This is a genomic window from Brachybacterium sp. SGAir0954 (assembly GCF_005490785.1).
GTDB classification, from domain to species: Bacteria; Actinomycetota; Actinomycetes; order Actinomycetales; family Dermabacteraceae; genus Brachybacterium; species Brachybacterium rhamnosum.
Window position 1 is genome coordinate 2375317 of the sequence record NZ_CP027295.1, and the last position, 18903, is coordinate 2394219.

Here is an 18903-nt window from a genome sequence, read left to right on the forward strand (position 1 = left end):
CTCCTCCATCCGCACCGGGCGGTGCGTCTTGTGCTGTCTCACCCCGGGGCCATCTCGTGCCCCCGGACGTCCCGGCGCCCGAGCATGAGCGCCGTTCGCGGGTGCGCCCAGCGTAGACCGTGGGGATGCCGGTCGCCCTGCGCTCCCGCGGACCGGTCGCGGCGCCCCGGACCCGCTCTCGCGCGGGAGCGGGGCGGGTCCCAGGGACCGCTCCGCGCCCATGGCTAGGCTGGGCGCGTGATCGAGCGCAAGGACCTGGGCAGCTGGATGGACGGCGCCCCGAGCGAGGCCGGGCACGTCCCCGGGTCGACCTGGGGACTGCCGGCCGACGGCCCCGGCGCGGTCGCCCCGGCAAGCCGCCGCTTCGCCACGCTGCTCGTCGACTGGGCGCTCGCCTCGGTCGTCTCCGCCCTCGTGTTCGACTACGGGTCCGTGGCGACCCTCGCCCTCTTCGCGACGATGAACGTCCTGCTCATCACGTTCTTCGGTGCGACGCCCGGGCAGTTCCTGCTGCGCCTGCGGGTGACCCCGGTGAGCGGCCGCTCGCCGATGGTGCTACGCGCGCTGATCCGCACGCTCCTGCTGCTGCTCGTCCTGCCCGCGGTCATCTGGAACCGCGACCGGCAGCCCCTCCACGACGCGGTCGCCGGGACCGCCGTCGTGCGCGCCTGAGCCCCCGCGCACGTCCAGCGACCGTCGGCGCAGACGCCGTGCCGAGAGGCCGTTGACCGCCCGCTGGACGCGACTGCGGCCCGCGAGCCTGCGCATGCGGCGCGTCCCCGCCCGCCCCGTCGCCCCGCCGACGCGCTGCCGACGGCGCCGCGATCGGCACTCCAGGACCACCCGAATGTGACCGCTGACCTGCATGTTCAGTACGATAACGTTCCGATAACGAAGGTAACGAAAAGGTAACGCCGTCTCACGGGCGTCCACCATCGGTCCGTCCGGTGTCGCCGGAGAGAGGCCGGACAGCACAGAACCCCGCCGGCAGGAGCCGACGGGGTTCCGTATGCTGAGACGATCCGAGGCTCAGCGGCCGCGCATCGCCTTGCGGTTCGGGCGTGCGCGCATCGGGTCGACACCCTTCGGCACGGCCTGGCGGATCGAGCGCTGGAGAGCCGCGAGACGCTTGGTCACCTGCGCCGCCTCGTCCTTCGTGAGCGTCCTCTTCAGACGCGTCATGTGCGAGGGCAGCTTGTGCAGCGGCACCTGGCCCTCCCCGTCGCCCACGACGATCTGGTGGATGGGCACCTCGTCATGGGGCAGCACACGCCCGATCGCCCGGCGCTCCTTCTCGATGAGCTTCAGCGACAGGTTCGAGGCGTCCTCGGCGACGATCACGATGCCCGGGCGCCCGGAGGCGCGGAAGAGCATCTTCTGGCTGCGCGGATCGATCTGCACCGGCTCCTCGGAGACGTTCCAGCCGCGACGGATCGACTGCATGGCCGCGAGAGCGGCACCGGGCTGGTCCTTGATCCGCTCGAAGGCGGCGCGCTCCGCGCGGCGGGCGAGGATGATCATCGCGAGCAGCACGCCCACGGCCAGACCCAGGAACACGCCGTACCAGGGGCTGTCGAAGACGAGCCAGCTCAGCAGGACGAACACGACGATCGAGAGCACGATCGCCCCGATCATCAGCGGCGCGGTGGCCTTGTCGACGCTCTGGGTGTACTTGAACACCTCGAGCATCTGCTTGAGCCGGCCGGGCTCCTTCTTCGGCTTCTCGGCGGCGGCGCCCCGGGGCGCGGTGGACTCGCTCTTGCGGGCCATGGTGGTACTCGGTCCTCTCGGTGGTCGGGCGTCAGCCCGCTGCGACCTGCTGCTGGCGGGCGACGACGCTCGCCGCCTCCTGACGTGCCGGCTGGTCCACGTCCAGGTGCCGCAGGTTCTCCGGGATCTCACGGCCGAGCTTGCGCATGGCCTGTGCCCAGAGCTTGCCGGCACGGTAGGAGGAGCGGACCATCGGACCGGCCATGACGCCGAGGAAGCCCATCTCCTCGGCCGCCCGGGACAGCTCGAGGAACTCCTCGGGCTTGACCCAGCGGTCGATGGGGTGGTGCAGCTTCGACGGTCGCAGGTACTGGGTGATGGTGATGATGTCGCAGCCCGCGTCGTGCAGCTGCTGGAGGGAGTCGACGATCTCCTCGGTGGTCTCGCCCATCCCCAGGATGAGGTTCGACTTGGTGATCATGCCGTTGTCCTTGGCGAGGCGGATCACCGAGAGGGAGCGGTCGTAGCGGAAGGCGGGGCGGATCTGCTTGAAGATCCGCGGGACCGTCTCCAGGTTGTGGGCGAACACCTCGGGGCGGGACTCGAAGACCTGGGCGAGCGCCTCGCCGTTGCCCTTGATGTCGTCGATGAGGAGCTCGACGCCGGTGCCGGGGTTCATCGCGTGGATCTGGCGGCAGGTCTGTGCGAAGAGCCCGGCGGCGCCGTCGGGCAGGTCGTCGCGGGCCACACCCGTGATCGTGGAGTAGCGCAGTCCCATCTCCTTGACGGACTGCGCGACCTTGAACGGCTCCATCGGATCCACGGCCATCGGCTTGCCGGTGGCGATGTCGCAGAAGTCGCAGCGGCGGGTGCAGGTGTCACCGCCGATGAGGAAGGTCGCCTCGCGATCCTCCCAGCACTCGAAGACGTTGGGACAGCCTGCCTCCTCGCAGACGGTGTGCAGACCCTGCCCGTGCACGCGCTTCTTCATGGCGCTGTACTCGGGGCCCATCACGGCACGGGTCTTGATCCATTCGGGCTTGCGCTCGATCGGGACCTCGGCGTTGCGCTTCTCGACGCGCAGCAGGCGCCGTCCTTCGGGAGCGATGGTCACCCTCGTGCCTCCTCGGAGTCGACTGTCACGGCAGTCTATCGAGCATGGAGGGTGGGCGGCGGCTCAGCGCGCCCGCGGGGCAGTGCGCTCCGCCACGAGCTCGCGCAGCCGCTCCTCCGCGACGTCGATCACCGCGGAGACGGGCACGCGGCGCCCCAGCTCCCGGCTGAGGCTCGTCACGCCCGCATCGTCGATGCCGCAGGGGATGACGTTCTGCGCCCACGAGAGATCGTTCGCACAGTTCAGGGCGAAGCCGTGCATCGTGGTGCGCTTGGAGACGCGCATGCCGATCGCGCAGACCTTGCGGTCCTCCTCGCCGTCGCGCACCACCCACACCCCGCTGCGGCCCTCGACCGGTCGCGTGGGGAGTCCGATCTCGTCGCACACGTCGATGATCGCGCGCTCGAGGGCACGGACGAAGCCCACCACGTCGATCGGGGCGGGCAGCGTGACGATGGGGTAGCCGACGAGCTGCTGGGGTCCGTGCCAGGTGATCTTGCCGCCGCGGTCGATGTCGACGACCGGTGCGCCGTCCTGCGGCCGTTCGGCCTCCGCCGTGAGCTTCCCGGCCGTGTAGACGGGCTGGTGCTCGAGGAGGAGGACGGTGTTCGGCCGCTCGCCGGCGACGACCTCGGCATGGATCCTGCGCTGCAGGTCCCACGCGGCCCGGTACTCGAGGGGACCGGGGGGAAGGTCGAACTCCTCATGGCGGTCCTCCCCGGGACGGGGGTCGCTGAGGCCGAGGCGGATCACGTCGAGCACCCGGCCACCTTACTCCGGCCACGACCTGCGCACTGTGGACGACCAGCGGGTCCGACGCGCACGGTGGACGACACTGCCGCCATGCAGCCATCGGACGACGCCGCCCCCGCACCGACCCCGGCGGGGCACGAAGCCGGGGTACGGGGGCACGGACGCCGACGCGGCGACGGAGCACGCGCTCCCCGCTCCCTCACGACGCAGGAGGATCGGGAGGAGACGCTGCTCGAGGACGGCCGGCAGGGCGTGCGCGTGCGACCGCTCACCGCTGCGGGGGAGCTCCGGGTGCGCGAGGAGATGCAGCTGCTCGCCGAGCTCGAGCTGGCCGGGGTGCGCGCGGCGCCGGCCGTGCTCGCCGTCGAGGAGGAGGGCTACCTGCGTGAGCTCCTCGCGCCGGTGCGCGCCGGGACCGGGCGCCGCAGCGACCCCGCCGGCGCCCCGCACACCGGGGAGCGCGAGGCGCTGGTGGCGGCGCGGGAGGATCTCGACGAGCTGCTCGCCGCTCTCCACGATCGCGGGTGGGTGCTCGGGGCGCCGCCGGGCACGGGCCTCGGCCGACGGGCCTCCGGGGGCGTCGCGCCGATCCGGCTCGACGGGCTCCGGCGTTCGGGAAGCGTCGGCGACCGGCAGCTCGACCGGCTCTGGGCGGACTCGGTGCTCGAGGACGGCGACCGGACCCTCCGACGCCGCGCCCCCTCGCGGAGCTGGACGGACCTCGAGGGCGGGAGCGCCACCGGAGACGCCGGCGACGCGGGACCTTCGGCGGACCATGACCATGAGGTGCCGCCCGAGGTCCCGGCACCGGAGGCCGTACCGGGGGCCGCACCGGCGGCGTCCCTGCCATGGCACGGGCCCGTCCCGTCGACCGCCCTCCCGCTCCCGGCTCCCCGCGCCGCCGGCGAGGAGCACCGCACACGGGCTCGATCCCGCTCCGGTCTGCGCCGTCGCACCGCGGACCGGGTCCGCCGGACGGTCCGACGACGCCCCCGGGCCCTCCTCGCCGCGGTGCTCGCCGGTGCCGTCCTGATCGGCGGAGGAGTCGTCGTGGGGGCGCGTCTCGCCGGGACCGGCACCGCGGGCGAGGTCACCGCCGACGCCCCCGCCGTCCAGGCGCCGGCCGCCGCCGAGATCACCGACGCCCTCGAGCTCGCCACGGAGCTGGGCACGGCACGCCACGCCTACGTCACCGGCGCCTCGGGCACCTCGGTGGCCGTCCCGGGCAGCGACGCCGCGGCGGAGGACGACGCGCTGCGCGCCGCCTACGCCGGCAGCGAGGTGCGCGGCGGGGAGCCGGTCGTCGAGGCCGCGGAGCTGCTCGCGGTCGAGGAGGGCCCCGGCACGGCATCGCTGCGCGTGGTGACCTCGACCCCCGCCCACGAGGTGCAGGAGGAGGACGGCACGGTGCGCGCCGTCGAGGCGACGGCGCCGTCGGCCGTCGTGCTGCACCTCGAGTGGACCGGCACCCGCTGGCGCATCGCCTCCACCGAGGCCGTGTAGGAAAGCCGGTGGCCCGGCATCCTGGGCAGGATGCCGGGCCACCGGTGCTCGCTCAGGCCCGCGGGGGAGCGGGCCGGGCGTCGATCAGGCTCAGAGCCCGAGATCGGACTCGAAGGCGCCCTCCTCGAGCCGCTTCTTCATGTGGGTGAGGAAGCGGGCGGCGTCGCCGCCGTCCACCAGACGGTGGTCGTACGAGAGGAACAGGTACATCATCGAGCGGATCGCGATGGAGTCGTCCCCCTCCGCGTTCTGCACGACCGCCGGGCGCTTCACGATGGTGCCGCAGCCCAGGATGCCGACCTGCGGATCCGGGACGATCGGGGTGTCCCAGAGGGCGCCGCCGGAACCGGTGTTCGTGATCGTGAAGGTCGCGCCCTGGAGATCGTCCGGGGTGAGCTTGTTGGCCTTCGCCCGGGCGCCCAGGTCACCGATCTGCCGGGCGAGGCCCGCCAGGTTGAGGTCGCCGGAGTTCTTGATGACGGGGACCACGAGGCCGCGCTCGGTGTCCGCCGCCATGCCGATGTTCTCCGACGCGCCGTAGCGGATCGTCTCGCCGTCGATCGTGGCGTTGAGCTTCGGGTAGGTCTTCAGCGCCTCGACCGCCGCCTGCATGATGAACGGCAGGAAGGTGAGCTTGGCGCCCTCACGCTGGGCGAAGGAGTCCTTGGCCCGGCCGCGGAGCTTCGCGACGCGGGTCATGTCGACCTCGACCGCAGTGGTCAGCTGGGCCATGGAGTGCAGCGACTCCATCATCCGCTTGGCGGTGACCTTGCGGATGCGGGTCATCTTCTCCTCGGTGCCGCGCAGCGGGGAGACCTCGACCGGAGCAGCGGGAGCGGCGGCGGGGGCGCCGGCGGGAGCCGAGGCGGCCGGGGCCGCCTGCTGCTGCGCCTGCGCGTCGATCGCCTTCTGGACGTCCTGCTTGCGGATGCGGCCGCCGAGCCCGGTGCCGGAGACCGTCGAGAGGTCGATCCCGGCCTCGGCCGCCATCTTCCGCACGAGCGGGGTCACGTAGCCGGAGGACTCCGCACCGGAGACCGAGGCATCGGCCTGCGGGGCGGGAGCGGCGGGCGCCGCCGGAGCGGCGGGGGCCTTCTCCGGGGCAGGAGCCGCGGCCGGGGCCGGGGCCTTCTCCGGGGCAGGGGCCGCGGCCGACTTCTCCTCGGCCGCGGGCTCCGGAGCCTTCTCCTCGGCCTTCGCCTCGGGCGCCGGGGCGGCCGGGGCCGCCGCGGGGGCGGAGCCGGAGGAGTCGCCGACGATCGCGAGCACGGCGCCGACCTCGGCGTCCTCGTCCTCCTGGACGCGGATCTCGATCACGGTGCCGGCGACGGGCGAGGGGATCTCGGTGTCGACCTTGTCGGTCGAGACCTCGAGCAGGGGCTCGTCGACCTCGACGGTGTCGCCGACGCTCTTCAGCCAGCGGGTGACCGTGCCCTCGGTGACGGACTCGCCGAGCGCGGGCATCGTCACCTCCTGGCCCTCACCGGAGCCGCCGGTGGCCGGCTTCTCCTCGGAGGCAGGGGTGTCGGTCGAGGGGGCGGCGGTCTCGTCGGACGCGAGGTCCTCGCCCTGGGAGGGCTCGGCGGCGGGCTCCTCCGCGGGAGCCTCCTGCGCCGGGGCCTCGGCACCGGAGTCGCCGGAATCGGCGGCGCCGGAGCCGGAGCCGTCCCCGATCACGACGAGATCGGCGCCGACCTCGGCGTCCTCGTCCTCCTGCACCAGGATCTGCTCGATGGTGCCGGCGACGGGGGAGGGGATCTCGGTGTCGACCTTGTCGGTCGAGACCTCGAGCAGGGGCTCGTCGACCTCGACGGTGTCGCCGACGCTCTTCAGCCAGCGGGTGACCGTGCCCTCGGTGACGGACTCGCCCAGTGCGGGCATCTTGACGGTTTCGGACATCAGGTGTCTCCTTCGGGAGTCGTCAGGCTCAGGCGTGGGCGTGGAGGGGCTTGCCGGCGAGCGCGAGGGCGGCCTCGCCCATGGCCTCGTGCTGCGAGGGGTGACCGTGGATCAGCGAGGCGACGTCCTCCGGGTACGCCTCCCAGTTGACCATGAGCAGGGCCTCACCCATGAGCTCCGAGACGCGCGTGCCGATCATGTGGACGCCGACGATCGGGCCGTCCTTCTCGCGCACGAGCTTGATGAAGCCGGTGGTGTTGAGGATCTGGGACTTGCCGTTGCCGCCGAGGTTGTACTCGTAGGACTGCACGCCCTCCTCGCCGAACTGCTCCTTGGCCTGCTTCTCGGTGAGGCCCACGGAGCCGAGCTCCGGCTCGCAGTAGGTGATGCGCTCGATGCCGGACTCGACGATCGGCGCGGGGTTCAGACCGGCGATCCGCTCCGCGACGAAGATGCCCTGGGCGAAGCCGCGGTGGGCGAGCTGGAGGCCGGGGACGATGTCGCCGACGGCGTAGACGCCAGGGACGTTCGTCTCGAGGGTCTGCTTGTCCGCGAGCACGAAGCCGCGGTCCATCTCGATGCCCTGCTCCTCGTAGCCGAGGCCCTTCGTGTTCGGTCCGCGGCCCACGGCGACGAGGAGGTAGTCGCCCTCGTAGACGGTGCCGTCGGCGAGGGTGACCTTGACGCCGTCGGCGGTCTGCTCGGCCTTCTCGAAGAAGACGCCGAGCGAGAAGGCGATGCCGCGCTTCTTGTACGCGCGCTCGAGAGCCTTGGAGAGCGACTCGTCCTCGTTGGCGACCAGATGGGGCAGGCCCTCGACGATGGTCACCGACTCCGCGCCGAGCGACTTCCACACCGAGGCGAACTCGACGCCGATGACGCCGCCGCCCAGGATGATCGGGTTCTTCGGCATGTCCGTGAGCTGCAGAGCGGCCTCGGAGTCGATGATGCGGCCGCCCAGCTCGAGGCCGGGGAGCGTCTTGGAGAAGGAGCCGGAGGCGAGCACGACGCTCTTGCCGGTGAGGGTGCGGGTGCCGCCCTCGGTCTCGACGGTGACGGTGTTCGTGCCGGTGAGCTTGCCGTAGCCCTCGACGTACTCGACCTTCGCGGACTTCACGAGGCCCTGGAGGCCCTTGTACAGGCGGCCGATGATCTTGTCCTTGAAGCCCAGGACCTTCGAGTAGTCCACCGAGTTCAGGGTGATGTCCAGGCCCAGGGCGGAGCCCTCGGCGGGGGCGCCGGCGATCTCGCCGACGTGCAGCAGGGCCTTCGTGGGGACGCAGCCGCGGTGCAGGCAGGTGCCGCCGACCTTGTCCTTCTCGACGAGGGCGATGCTGAGGCCGAGCTGGGCGCCGCGCAGCGCGGTCGCGTACCCGCCGCTGCCACCGCCCAGGATCACGACGTCGTACTGGTCAGTGGTTGTATCCGCCACCTGTGTGCTCCTCGGTGCGTAGGGGGATCATGCGGCACGGCCGCCGGCCCCGTGGCCGACGCTGCCGCTTGCGGGGTCCATGCTAGGCCACGTCAGCGGCTCATGAGGCCCAGTCGGGGCCTCCTCGGGAGTGACCTGAGCGGCGTCCGCGCCGTGCGGGCCGGACCCGATGGTCGGTCCGGCCCGCAGGGTGCGTCGAGCGGTCGGCTCAGGCGCGGGCTGCGCGCTGCTCGAGCACGGAGAGCACGGTGCGCATGCTCATGCCCGTCGCGCCCTTGCCCATGTAGCCGAAGGGCGCGTCCGCGTAGGCGGGGCCGGCGATGTCGAGGTGGGCCCACGGGACGTCGCCCACGAACTCCTGGAGGAACACGCCCGCGGTGAGGGCGCCGCCCCAGCGGCCGGCACCCATGTTGCGCAGATCCGCGACGAGGCCGTCGAGCGCGGGGCGCAGCTCCTCGGGGAAGGGGAGCGGCCAGAAGGGCTCACCGGTCGCGGCGGAGGCGCCGAGCACCTCGTCACGAGCGGACTCGGTGCCCATCACCGCGGCGGTGCGCTTGCCGAGCGCGACGACGGCCGCACCCGTGAGCGTCGCCACGTCCATGACGAGGTCGGGCTCGCCGGCCGCGGCGTCCACGAGGGCGTCGGCCATGACCATGCGGCCCTCGGCGTCGGTGTTGAGCACCTCGACCGTGCGGCCGTTGCGCATCGTGACGACGTCCCCGGGGCGCTGGGCGCCGCCGCCGGGCATGTTCTCGGCCAGGGCGAGGTAGGTCGTCACGGCGACGGGGAGGCCCAGGCGCGCGGCGGCGAGGGTCGCGCCGAGCACGGTCGCGGCGCCGGCCATGTCGGAGGTCATCTCCTCCATGCCGGCCGGCGGCTTGAGCGAGATGCCGCCGGTGTCGAAGGTGATCCCCTTGCCGACGAGGGCGACGGAGGAGACCGCGCCCGTGGGGGCGTACTCGACCTTCACCAGGCGCGGCGGCCGCGCCGACCCCTGCCCCACGCCGACGATGCCGCCGTAGCCGCCCGCGACGAGCTGCTCCTCGTCCAGCACGGTCACGGTGAGCGGGAGATCCGCGGCGAGCTCCTGGACGCGCTCGGCGAAGGCCGCCGGGTACAGCAGGTTCGGCGGGGTGTTGACGAGGTCGCGCACGGCGGCGACGGCGTCCGCGAGGATCTCCGCCCGCTCGACGGCGGCCGGGGCGAGGTCGCCGAGCACGGAGATCGCGCCGAGGGCCGGCTTGGCGCCCGCGGCCTCGGACTTGTGGGCGATGAAGGCGTAGGCGCCGAGCGCCGCACCCTCGACGGCGGCGGCGAGCTGCTCGCCCGTGGCGCCCGGGAGCGCGATCGCGGCGGAGCCGACGCCCGCGAGGGACCGGGCGGCCGCGCCGTAGGCGAGACGCACGTCCTGGTCGGAGACGTCCGCGAGCTCCTCGGCGCCGAGACCGACGAGCAGCAGGCTGCCCGCGGAGGTCAGGTCGCCGGCGGGGAGGCGGTGGGTCTCGCCGCGTCCGGCGGAGGGGGAGAGGGCGGCGATGGCCGCGGTGACGGCGTCCTCACCGGGCACGACGGACGGAGCGCCGTCGGCGCCGCGGAGCAGGGGGAGGACCAGGACGTCCGTGTCGACGGAGGTCACACTGGCATCGGAAACGGTGATCGAAGGCATGGCATCTATCGTAGGCACCGGTCCGGCGCCCTCGGGGCGGCACGTCCCGGGCCCGGGCATCCCGCCGCCGGGGAGCACCCGGACTTCGGCACGGCGGCAGGACGAGGACGGACCGGACATGGCGGTGCTCAGCACCCTGGTCTACGTGGTGGGCGCGCTGACGGCGCTGCTCGCCGTCTACTACACGGTGCGGGATCTGAGCGCGGATCTCGTGCTGCTCGGGGCGAGCGCCCTGACGCTCGTGGTGTGGGCGGTGATGGGGGGCGCGCTGCTGGCCCGCGACCTGGGCGGCGGGAGCGTCGACGATCCCGTGACGCTCTACGGCTACCTCCTGACCGGCCTCGTGCTCCCGCTCGCGGGAGGATGGGCGGGCCTCTGGGAGCGCACGCGCTGGGGGAGCCTCGTGATCGGCGCCGCGGCCGTGACCGAGATGGTGCTCATGATGCGGCTCCCGCAGATCTGGGCGGGGGGCTTCGCATGAGCGCGCGCCCCTCCCGCGGTCTCACGACCCTCCTCGTCTTCGTGTACGGACTGTTCGCGCTCTCCGCGACCGCCCGCTCCCTCGTGCAGATCCTCCGCGAGTTCGACCGCGCGCCCGTCGCGTACACGCTCTCGCTCGTGGCCGCGCTCACCTACATCGCCGTCACGCTGACCTTCGCGCTGCGCGGACCGCGCTCGCCGCTCGCCCTCGCGCTCGTGATCGTCGAGCTCGTGGGCGTGATCGCCGTGGGGACGCTCACCCTCGCGGACCCGGCGCTGTTCCCCGAGCCCACGGTGTGGTCCGACTTCGGGATCGGGTACGGCTTCGTCCCGCTCGTGCTCCCGCTCGCCGCGCTCGCGCACATCGCGCGCAGCAGGCGCCGCGCCAGCCGCGGCCAGGACGTCGGACCGACCGCGGCGGAGGGCCGATGACCGCGTACGGTAGGGCCGTGACCACCGCCGACTACTCCTCGAGCACCGCCTACGAGGCGCTGTTCCAGCACGTCCTTCGACGGATCGACCCGGAGCGCGCCCATCATCTGACGATCGACGCCCTGCGCCTCGCGCAGTCCCTGCCCGGGGGCCACGCTCTCCTGCGCACCCTCTTCGGCACCCCGCACCCGGCGCGCGACCCGCGGCCGACGCGCACCGTGCTGGGCGCCGAGCACGCCTCCCCCCTCGGTCTCGCTGCCGGGTTCGACAAGGACGGCATCGTGCCGCTGGCCCTGCTGGACCTCGGCTTCGGCCACGTCGAGGTGGGGACCGTCACCGCGCGGCCGCAGCCCGGGAACCCGCGCAAGCGGAGCTTCCGCCTGATCCCGGACCGCGCCCTCATCAACCGCATGGGCTTCAACAACGAGGGGGCCCGGGCCCTCGCGAAGAGCCTCGCCAGGGCCCGTCGCACCGAGCGCGGCCAGCGCGCCGTGATCGGCGTGAACATCGGCAAGAACAAGGCGACGGCCCTCGACGACGCGGCGGACGACTACCGCTCCTCGGCGCGCCTGCTCGCCCCGTATGCGAGCTACCTCGCGATCAACGTCTCGAGCCCGAACACCCCGGGCCTGCGCGACCTGCAGTCCGTGGACGCGCTGCGCCCGGTGCTCGCCGCCGTCCTCGAGGAGGCGCGCTCCGCGGAGCGGCGCCTGCGCCGGGACGTCCCGGTGCTCGTGAAGATCGCCCCCGACCTCCACGACGAGGACGTCGTCGCCGTCGCGCGGCTCGCCACGGACGTCGGCCTCGCCGGAGTCATCGCGACCAACACGACGATCGACCGCCCGGCGGACCTCCGCAGCGACCGCGGCCTCGTCGAGTCGATCGGCGCGGGCGGCCTCTCCGGTCCGGTGCTCGCTCGCCGCTCCCTCGAGGTGCTGCGCCTGCTGCGCCGCGAGCTGCCGGCGGAGACCGTCGTCATCAGCTGCGGCGGCGTGACCACCGCCGCGGACGTCGCCGAGCGGCTCGAGTCCGGCGCGGATCTCGTCCAGGGCTACACGGCCCTGATCTACGAGGGCCCCGGCTGGCCCGGACGGATCGCGCGCGCGCTCGCCGCCCGCGGCATCGTCTGAGACCGCGCCTACCCTGGAGAGCATGGACGAGGACCTCTTCTCGCTGGGCGGGGACGCCCCCGCGCCGCGCACCCTGAGCGAGGGCAACCGGGACCACCGGGCGCCGCTCGCCGTGCGCATGCGCCCGGCGTCCCTCGACGAGGTCGTGGGGCAGCACCAGGTGCTCGACCCCGGCAGCCCGCTGCGACGCCTGGTCGCAGCCGACGACTCCCGCACCGCGCCGTCCTCGGTCATCCTCTGGGGTCCGCCCGGGACCGGGAAGACGACCCTCGCGTACGTCGTCGCGAGCTCCGGGGACCGGGAGTTCGTGGAGGTCTCCGCGGTGCTCGCCGGCGTCAAGGACATCCGTGACGTCGTCGACGCGGCACGTCGTCGCCTGCGCACCACGGGCAAGGAGACCGTGCTCTTCGTGGACGAGGTGCACCGCTTCTCGAAGTCCCAGCAGGACGCCCTCCTGCCGAGCGTCGAGAACCGCTGGGTCACCCTCATCGCCGCGACGACGGAGAACCCGCACTTCTCCGTCATCTCCCCGCTGCTGTCCCGCTCTATCGTGCTCACCCTCGAGCCGCTCGAGCGGACCGACCTCGACACCCTCGTGGACCGCGCCCTCGCCGAGGAGAAGGGTCTGGGCGGGGCGGTCGAGCTCACCGACGACGCCCGGGAGGCGCTCCTCCGCCTGGGCGGCGGGGACGCGCGCAAGATCCTCACCTCGCTCGAGGCGGCCGCCGCCGCCGCGCTCACCAAGGACCCGCCCGTCGTCGACGCGGAGGTGCTCGCACAGGCCGTGAACCGCGCCGCGCTGCGCTACGACCGCGCCGGGGACCAGCACTACGACGTCACGAGCGCCTTCATCAAGTCGATGCGTGGCAGCGACGTGGACGCGTCGCTGCACTACCTGGCCCGGATGATCGAGGCGGGGGAGGACCCGCGCTTCATCGCCCGCCGCGTCGTCATCGCGGCGAGCGAGGAGGTCGGCATGGCCGATCCCACCGCGCTCCAGGTCGCCGTCGCCGCCATGCAGGCCGTGCAGATGCTGGGCATGCCCGAGGGGAGGATCCCGCTCGCCCAGGCGGTCGTGCACATCGCGACGGCCCCGAAGTCCAACGCCGCGTACAAGGCGCTCGACGAGGCGATCGCCGACGTCCGCTCCGGCCGCGCCGGGGTGGTCCCCCCGCATCTGCGCGACGCCCACTACTCCGGGGCGAAGAGCCTCGGTCACGGCGCGGAGTACCGCTACGCGCACGACTCGCCGCACGGCGTGGTCCCGCAGCAGTACGCCCCGGACGAGCTCGTCGGGACGGACTACTACCGTCCGCGGGAGTCCGGTCCCGAGGGTCGCGTGGCCCAGCGCGTGCAGGCCCTGCGGCGGATCGTGCGAGGTGGCGACGGCGCGAACGGCGGCGGTGGGGGCGGGGACGGCGGCACGGCGTGAGGCACTCCACAGGAAGCGCGGTGCGACCTGCACCGCGAGCCGTTGAGCCGCGAGCGGGGCTGCGCTAGTCTGGGTCGCTGAATCCGCGGCTGCTTCATTGGATTCAACCCCCGTCGACAACAAGAGGTAGACCTCGTGACCAACGTCACCCGCGCGCGCCGCCAGGCGCGTCTGTCCCGAGCACTCGGGCTCCCGCTGACCCCGAAGTCCGTCAAGTACTTCGAGAAGCGTCCGTACCCGCCCGGCGAGCACGGCCGCGCCCGCCGCCGCACCGAGTCCGACTACGCCGTGCGCCTCCGCGAGAAGCAGCGTCTGCGCGCGCAGTACGCCCTGCGCGAGAAGCAGATGCACCGCGCCTACCTGGACGCCAAGAAGCAGCCGGGCCTGACCGGCGAGAGCATGGTCGAGCTCCTCGAGATGCGCCTGGACGCGCTCGTGCTCCGCTCCGGCTTCACCCGCACCATCCTCCAGGCCCGTCAGGCCGTCGTGCACCGCCACGTCCTGGTCGACGGCAAGCTGGTGGACCGTCCCTCCTTCCGCGTGAAGCCGGGCCAGACCATCCAGATCAAGCCCAAGTCGCAGGCCATGGAGCCCTTCCAGGTCGCTGCCGAGGGCGGCAACTCCGACGTGCTCGCCTCCGTGCCGAGCTACCTCTCGGTCGAGCTGTCCGAGCTCAAGTCTCAGCTGGTCTCCCGTCCCAAGCGCGCCGAGGTCCCCGTGACCTGCGACGTGCAGATGGTCGTGGAGTACTACGCCCGCTGATCCCCCGGGATCACGGCGAAGGCCCCGGCTGGCGTGCTCCGGTACGCTGACCGGGGCCTTCGCGTCCCCATCTGCCTCCTCGGCCCCACGACCGCACCGCCATCCGGCCCCGGTCCGTGCGGCCTCCCTGCCCCTCGTGCCCGGAAGGACCCCCACGACCATGCGCACCTCCGAGATCCATCGGCGCTTCCTCGCCCACTTCGAGAAGAAGCGGCACACGGTCGTGCCCAGCGCCTCCCTGGTCTCCGCCGACCCCTCGATCCTCTTCACGATCGCCGGCATGGTCCCCTTCATCCCGTACATCGTGGGCACCGAGAAGGCGCCCTACGACCGTGCGGTGAGCGTGCAGAAGTGCATCCGCACCAATGACATCGAGAACGTGGGCCGCACGACCCGCCACGGCACCTTCTTCCAGATGGCCGGCAACTTCTCCTTCGGCGACTACTTCAAGACCGGCGCGATCGACTTCTCCTGGGAGCTCCTGACCTCCTCCGTCGAGGACGGCGGCTACGGCCTCGACCCCGAGCGGCTCTGGATCACGCTGTGGGAGGAGGACCAGGAGTCCTTCACCCACCTCACCGAGGTCATCGGTCTGGACCCCGCGCGCATCGTGCAGCTGCCCTGGGAGGAGAGCTGCTGGGACACCGGCCAGCCCGGCCCCGCGGGCTCCACGGGGGAGTGGTACTACGACCGCGGCCCCGAGTACGGCCCGGACGCCCCCACCGGGCGCCTGCCGGAGTGGCCCGGGGACGAGCGTGCGGAGGACCGCTACCTCGAGATCTGGAACCTCGTGTTCGACCAGTTCCTGCGCGGACCCGGCAAGGGCAAGGACTACGAGCTGCTCGGCGAGCTCGACCAGAAGGCGATCGACACGGGCCTCGGCGTGGAGCGCCTCGCGTTCCTGCTGCAGGGCAAGCAGAACATGTACGAGATCGACCAGGTCTTCCCGGTGATCGAGGTCGCGCAGCAGCTCACCGGCCGCGAGTACGGGGCCGACGCGGAGGACGACGTGCGGATGCGCGTCGTCGCCGACCACGTGCGCAGCGCGATGATGCTCGCCTCCGACGGCGTCCGCCCCGGCAACGAGGGCCGCGGCTACGTGATGCGCCGGCTGATCCGCCGCGCGGTCCGCTCCATGCGCCTGCTGGGCTACGCCGAGCCGTCGATGCCGCATCTGCTCCCCGCCTCGCTCGAGGTCATGAAGGAGTCCTACCCGCAGCTCGAGACCGATCGCGGGCGCATCAGGGACCTCATCCTCGGCGAGGAGGAGGCGTTCCGGCGCACCCTCGCGACGGGCACCACGATCTTCGACCAGATGGTGGGCGAGGTGAAGCAGGACGGCGGCCGCGCCGTCCCCGGCGACGCCGCGTTCCGCCTGCACGACACCTACGGCTTCCCGATCGACCTCACGCTCGAGATGGCGCAGGAGGTGGGGCTCTCCGTCGACGAGACCGGCTTCCGCACCGCCATGCAGGAGCAGCGCGAGCGTGCCCGCGCCGACGCCGCGGCGAAGAAGACCGGCCACACCGACACCGCGCTCTACAACCGCCTGCTCGGCCAGCGCGGCGAGGCCGTGCCCTTCCTCGGCTACACCGAGTCGACGGTCGCCACGACCGTCGAGTCGGTGCTCGTGGACGGCGCGCTCGTCGACACGGTCACCGCCCCGGCGGACGTCGAGATCGTCCTCGCGGCGACCCCGTTCTACGCGGAGATGGGCGGCCAGCTCGCCGATCAGGGCCGCATCGCCCTCGCCTCCGGCGGCATCGTCGAGGTGGACGACGTCCAGGCGCCCGTGAAGGGCCTTCCCGTGCATCGCGGCCGGCTCGTCGAGGGCGAGGTCCATCCCGGTGCGGGAGCGGTCGCGAGCATCGACCTCGAGCGTCGCGGCGCGATCGCCCGCGCGCACACCGCGACCCACATGGTGCACCAGGCGCTGCGCGAGGAGCTCGGCGACGGCGCGACCCAGGCCGGCTCGGAGAACTCACCGGGCCGCATGCGCTTCGATTTCCGCTACGGTCAGGCGGTGCCGCACTCGAGCCTCGAGCAGGTCGAGGGGCGCGTGAACACGCTGCTCCAGGAGGAGCTCGAGGTCACCGACCGGCAGATGCCGATCGACGAGGCGCGGGCGCTCGGCGCCCAGGCGCTGTTCGGCGAGAAGTACGGGGACGTGGTCCGTGTGGTCTCGATCGGCGGTGACTGGTCCCGTGAGCTGTGCGGCGGAACCCACGTGGGCTCGACCGGCGCGATCGGCTCCGTGCAGCTCATGGGCGAGTCCTCGATCGGCTCCGGCGTGCGCCGCGTCGACGCGCTCGTCGGCCTCTCGGCCTACCGCCGGCAGGCGAAGGAGCGCGCGCTCGTCTCCCAGCTCACCGACCTGCTGAAGGTCGGCACCGCGGAGGACATCCCCGAGCGCGTGCGCTCCCTGACCCAGCGGCTCAAGGACATGGAGAAGCAGCTCGCGACCCTGCGCGGGGCACAGCTCCAGGCGCAGGCCGGGCAGCTGCTCGAGCACGTGGTGGACGCGGGCGGCGTGCGGCTGCTCGTGCACGACGCGGGCGAGGGCATCGCCGCGGGCGACCTGCGCACCCTCGCTCAGGATCTCCGTGCGCGCCTCGGCGAGGACTCCGCCGCCGTCGTGGCCGTCGCCGGCCACGAGGACGGTCGTGCGGCGCTCGTCGTCACCACCAACGCCGCCGCCCGTGAGGCGGGCCTGAAGGCCGGCGCGCTCCTGCGCATCGGTGCGGAGGCCATGGGCGGCCGCGGAGGCGGCAAGGACGACATGGCCCAGGGCGGCGGCGGCGAGCCGGCGCGCACGGGGGAGGCCCTCGAGGCCGTCCGCGGGGCCGTGTCGGCGATCGCGGCCGCATGAGCGAGCTCCGGCGCGGGGTCAGGCTCGGGGTGGACGTCGGCGACGTCCGCGTCGGCCTGGCCCGCAGCGACCCGGACGGCATGCTCGCCACCCCGGTCGAGACGGTGCCCCGGGACACGGCGGTCGCGGCCATCGCCGCCTGCGCCCGGGAGACCGACGCGCGTGCCATCATGGTCGGGCTTCCCCGCACCCTGAGCGGTGCCGAGGGCCCCGCCGCGGAGAAGGCGCGGCAGGTCGCCGAGGAGCTCGTCGCCGAGCTCGCCGGCGATCCCGACCCCGCCGAGGTGCGGATGGTCGACGAGCGGCTCACGACGGTCTCCGCGCACCAGGCGCTCCACGCGTCCGGCCGCAAGGGGCGGAAGCACCGCCAGGTCGTGGACCAGGTCGCTGCCGTGATGATCCTGCAGCAGGCGCTGGACCTCGAGCGCAGCGCCGGCCGTCGCGCCGGCGAGCTCGTGGCCGCGGCGGATTCCGAGCCCGGCGCCGCCGGGGGACCCGAGCAGGAGGACGGCTGATGAGCGAGGGCCAGGGCGAGGACGATTCCGTCAGCTTCGACGAGCTCGCCGAGTCGCAGAACGCGCGGGACGAGGACGCCTCGACCGGCCACGGCCGTCGGCGCGCCGCCGGCCCGGTGCGCCGACGGCGACGACGGGGCCCGCTGCGCCGGGCGCTGCCGGTGCTGCTCGTCCTGCTCGTGCTCGGAGGTCTCGGCGTGGGCGGCGTCTACGGCTACCAGTGGCTCACCTCCAACGTGAGCCTCGAGCAGGAGGACCCGGACTTCCCCGGGCCGGGCAGCGGCGAGGCGCTCGTCCAGGTCGCCGAGGGCGACACCGGCACCGACATCGCCAAGACCCTCGTCGATGCCGGCGTCATCAAGACCACCGGGCCCTTCATCACCCAGTTCTCGAACTCCCCGGACGCCTCCGGCATCGAGCCTGGCCTGTACCGGCTGAAGAAGGGGATGACCTCCTCCGACGCGCTCACGATGATCCTGGACCCGGCCAACGTGGCGGGCCACCGCGTGATCGTCCCCGAGGGGCTGCGGGCGGAGAAGATCTGGGCCGTGCTCAGCGAGGCGACCGACATCCCCGTCGAGGACTTCGAGGCCGCCGCGAAGGACTACACCTCCTTCGGCGTGCCCGAGAACGACGCGAAATCCCTCGAGGGCTACCTGTGGCCGGGCCGCTACGACGTCCCGGAGGACGCCACCGCCGGCGAGGTCATCTCGATGATGACGGACCGCATGCAGACGGAGCTCGAGAAGCTCGGCGTCGCCCCGGAGGACGAGCACCGCGTGCTCACGCTCGCCTCGATCGCCGAGAAGGAGGCGCGCGACCCGGACGACTACGGCCGGGTGGTGCGCACCCTCGAGAACCGCCTCGAGGGCGTGGGCGAGGCGAAGGGGAAGCCGATGAAGCTCCAGCTGGACTCGACCGTCGCCTATTTCACGGGCAGCGACACGATCTCCACCACCCCCGCGCAGCGCAAGCAGGACAGCCCGTACAACACGTACCTCCACGAGGGGCTGCCCGTCGGGCCGATCTCCAATCCCGGCAAGGCGACGATCCAGGCGGCGATCGACCCGCCGGAGGGCGACTGGCTGTACTGGGTCACGGTCAACACCGACACGGGCGAGACGAAGTTCGCGGCGACCTACTCCGAGCACGAGAAGAACGTGCAGGAGTGGCGTGACTGGTACGACGCGAAGCAGGGCGGCTGAT

16 protein-coding genes are annotated in these 18903 nt (G+C 72.9%); 10 read left to right on the top strand and 6 right to left on the bottom strand.

The features are described from left to right. The first annotated feature begins 237 nt into the window (after positions 1-237). On the top strand, positions 238-672 hold the full coding sequence (locus C1N80_RS10665; RefSeq protein ID WP_137770743.1) for an RDD family protein: 435 nt from the start codon (positions 238-240) through the stop codon (positions 670-672). A 357-nt stretch (positions 673-1029) separates the two neighbouring features. Here C1N80_RS10665 and C1N80_RS10670 read toward each other — a convergent pair whose 3' ends face one another. The 3 genes from C1N80_RS10670 to lipB form a co-directional block, all read right to left on the bottom strand. Next, positions 1030-1770, bottom strand: a complete 741-nt coding sequence (locus C1N80_RS10670; RefSeq protein WP_137770744.1) for a DUF4191 domain-containing protein — start codon at positions 1768-1770, stop codon at positions 1030-1032. 31 nt (positions 1771-1801) lie between these two features. Beyond that, on the bottom strand, positions 1802-2824 hold the full coding sequence (gene lipA, locus C1N80_RS10675; RefSeq protein WP_137770745.1) for a lipoyl synthase: 1023 nt from the start codon (positions 2822-2824) through the stop codon (positions 1802-1804). 63 nt (positions 2825-2887) lie between these two features. Then, complete coding sequence (gene lipB / locus C1N80_RS10680) at positions 2888-3586, bottom strand: lipoyl(octanoyl) transferase LipB (RefSeq protein WP_137770746.1); 699 nt, start codon at positions 3584-3586, stop codon at positions 2888-2890. An 81-nt stretch (positions 3587-3667) separates the two neighbouring features. Here lipB and C1N80_RS10685 point away from each other — a divergent pair, with 81 nt between their 5' ends. Further along, positions 3668-5080: a hypothetical protein gene (locus C1N80_RS10685; RefSeq protein ID WP_137770747.1), complete on the top strand. Its 1413-nt coding sequence runs from the start codon at positions 3668-3670 to the stop codon at positions 5078-5080. Between the two features lie 90 nt (positions 5081-5170). Here the strand turns inward: C1N80_RS10685 and sucB are convergent, their stop codons facing one another. The 3 genes from sucB to C1N80_RS10700 all read right to left on the bottom strand — a co-directional run bounded on the left by sucB (position 5171) and on the right by C1N80_RS10700 (position 10077). Next, complete coding sequence (gene sucB / locus C1N80_RS10690; protein WP_137770748.1) at positions 5171-6979, bottom strand: 2-oxoglutarate dehydrogenase, E2 component, dihydrolipoamide succinyltransferase; 1809 nt, start codon at positions 6977-6979, stop codon at positions 5171-5173. 28 nt (positions 6980-7007) lie between these two features. Then, positions 7008-8411 carry a dihydrolipoyl dehydrogenase gene (lpdA, locus tag C1N80_RS10695; protein ID WP_137770749.1) on the bottom strand — a complete coding sequence of 468 codons (1404 nt, stop codon included), beginning with the start codon at positions 8409-8411 and terminating at the stop codon, positions 7008-7010. A 208-nt stretch (positions 8412-8619) separates the two neighbouring features. Further along, positions 8620-10077 carry a leucyl aminopeptidase gene (locus C1N80_RS10700; RefSeq protein WP_137770750.1) on the bottom strand — a complete coding sequence of 486 codons (1458 nt, stop codon included), beginning with the start codon at positions 10075-10077 and terminating at the stop codon, positions 8620-8622. Positions 10078-10195: 118 nt separating this feature from the next. On the opposite strand from C1N80_RS10700, the gene C1N80_RS10705 reads away from it, so the two are divergent. The 8 genes from C1N80_RS10705 to mltG all read left to right on the top strand — a co-directional run bounded on the left by C1N80_RS10705 (position 10196) and on the right by mltG (position 18902). After that, the gene (locus tag C1N80_RS10705) at positions 10196-10558 is read left to right on the top strand and encodes a hypothetical protein (protein ID WP_137770751.1); all 363 of its coding nucleotides are present in this window, start codon (positions 10196-10198) and stop codon (positions 10556-10558) included. Then, the gene (locus tag C1N80_RS10710; RefSeq protein WP_205750642.1) at positions 10555-10989 is read left to right on the top strand and encodes a hypothetical protein; all 435 of its coding nucleotides are present in this window, start codon (positions 10555-10557) and stop codon (positions 10987-10989) included. The genes C1N80_RS10705 and C1N80_RS10710 overlap by 4 nt, the downstream gene beginning before the upstream one ends. Beyond that, positions 10986-12119: a quinone-dependent dihydroorotate dehydrogenase gene (locus tag C1N80_RS10715; RefSeq protein WP_137770752.1), complete on the top strand. Its 1134-nt coding sequence runs from the start codon at positions 10986-10988 to the stop codon at positions 12117-12119. Before C1N80_RS10710 ends, C1N80_RS10715 begins: the two co-directional genes overlap by 4 nt. 22 nt (positions 12120-12141) lie before the next feature. After that, entirely contained in the window at positions 12142-13551 is a 1410-nt protein-coding gene (locus tag C1N80_RS10720; protein WP_137770753.1) for a replication-associated recombination protein A, read from the top strand. A gap of 135 nt (positions 13552-13686) precedes the next feature. Continuing rightward, the gene (gene rpsD, locus C1N80_RS10725) at positions 13687-14313 is read left to right on the top strand and encodes a 30S ribosomal protein S4 (protein ID WP_137770754.1); all 627 of its coding nucleotides are present in this window, start codon (positions 13687-13689) and stop codon (positions 14311-14313) included. 160 nt (positions 14314-14473) lie between these two features. Further along, positions 14474-17182 (top strand): alanine--tRNA ligase, encoded by a 2709-nt coding sequence (alaS, locus tag C1N80_RS10730; RefSeq protein ID WP_137770755.1) that lies wholly within the window; start codon positions 14474-14476, stop codon positions 17180-17182. Further along, entirely contained in the window at positions 17179-17697 is a 519-nt protein-coding gene (gene ruvX, locus C1N80_RS10735; RefSeq protein ID WP_137770756.1) for a Holliday junction resolvase RuvX, read from the top strand. Before alaS ends, ruvX begins: the two co-directional genes overlap by 4 nt. Continuing rightward, on the top strand, positions 17697-18902 hold the full coding sequence (gene mltG / locus C1N80_RS10740) for an endolytic transglycosylase MltG (RefSeq protein WP_137770757.1): 1206 nt from the start codon (positions 17697-17699) through the stop codon (positions 18900-18902). The genes ruvX and mltG overlap by 1 nt, the downstream gene beginning before the upstream one ends. Position 18903 lies beyond the last annotated feature (1 nt).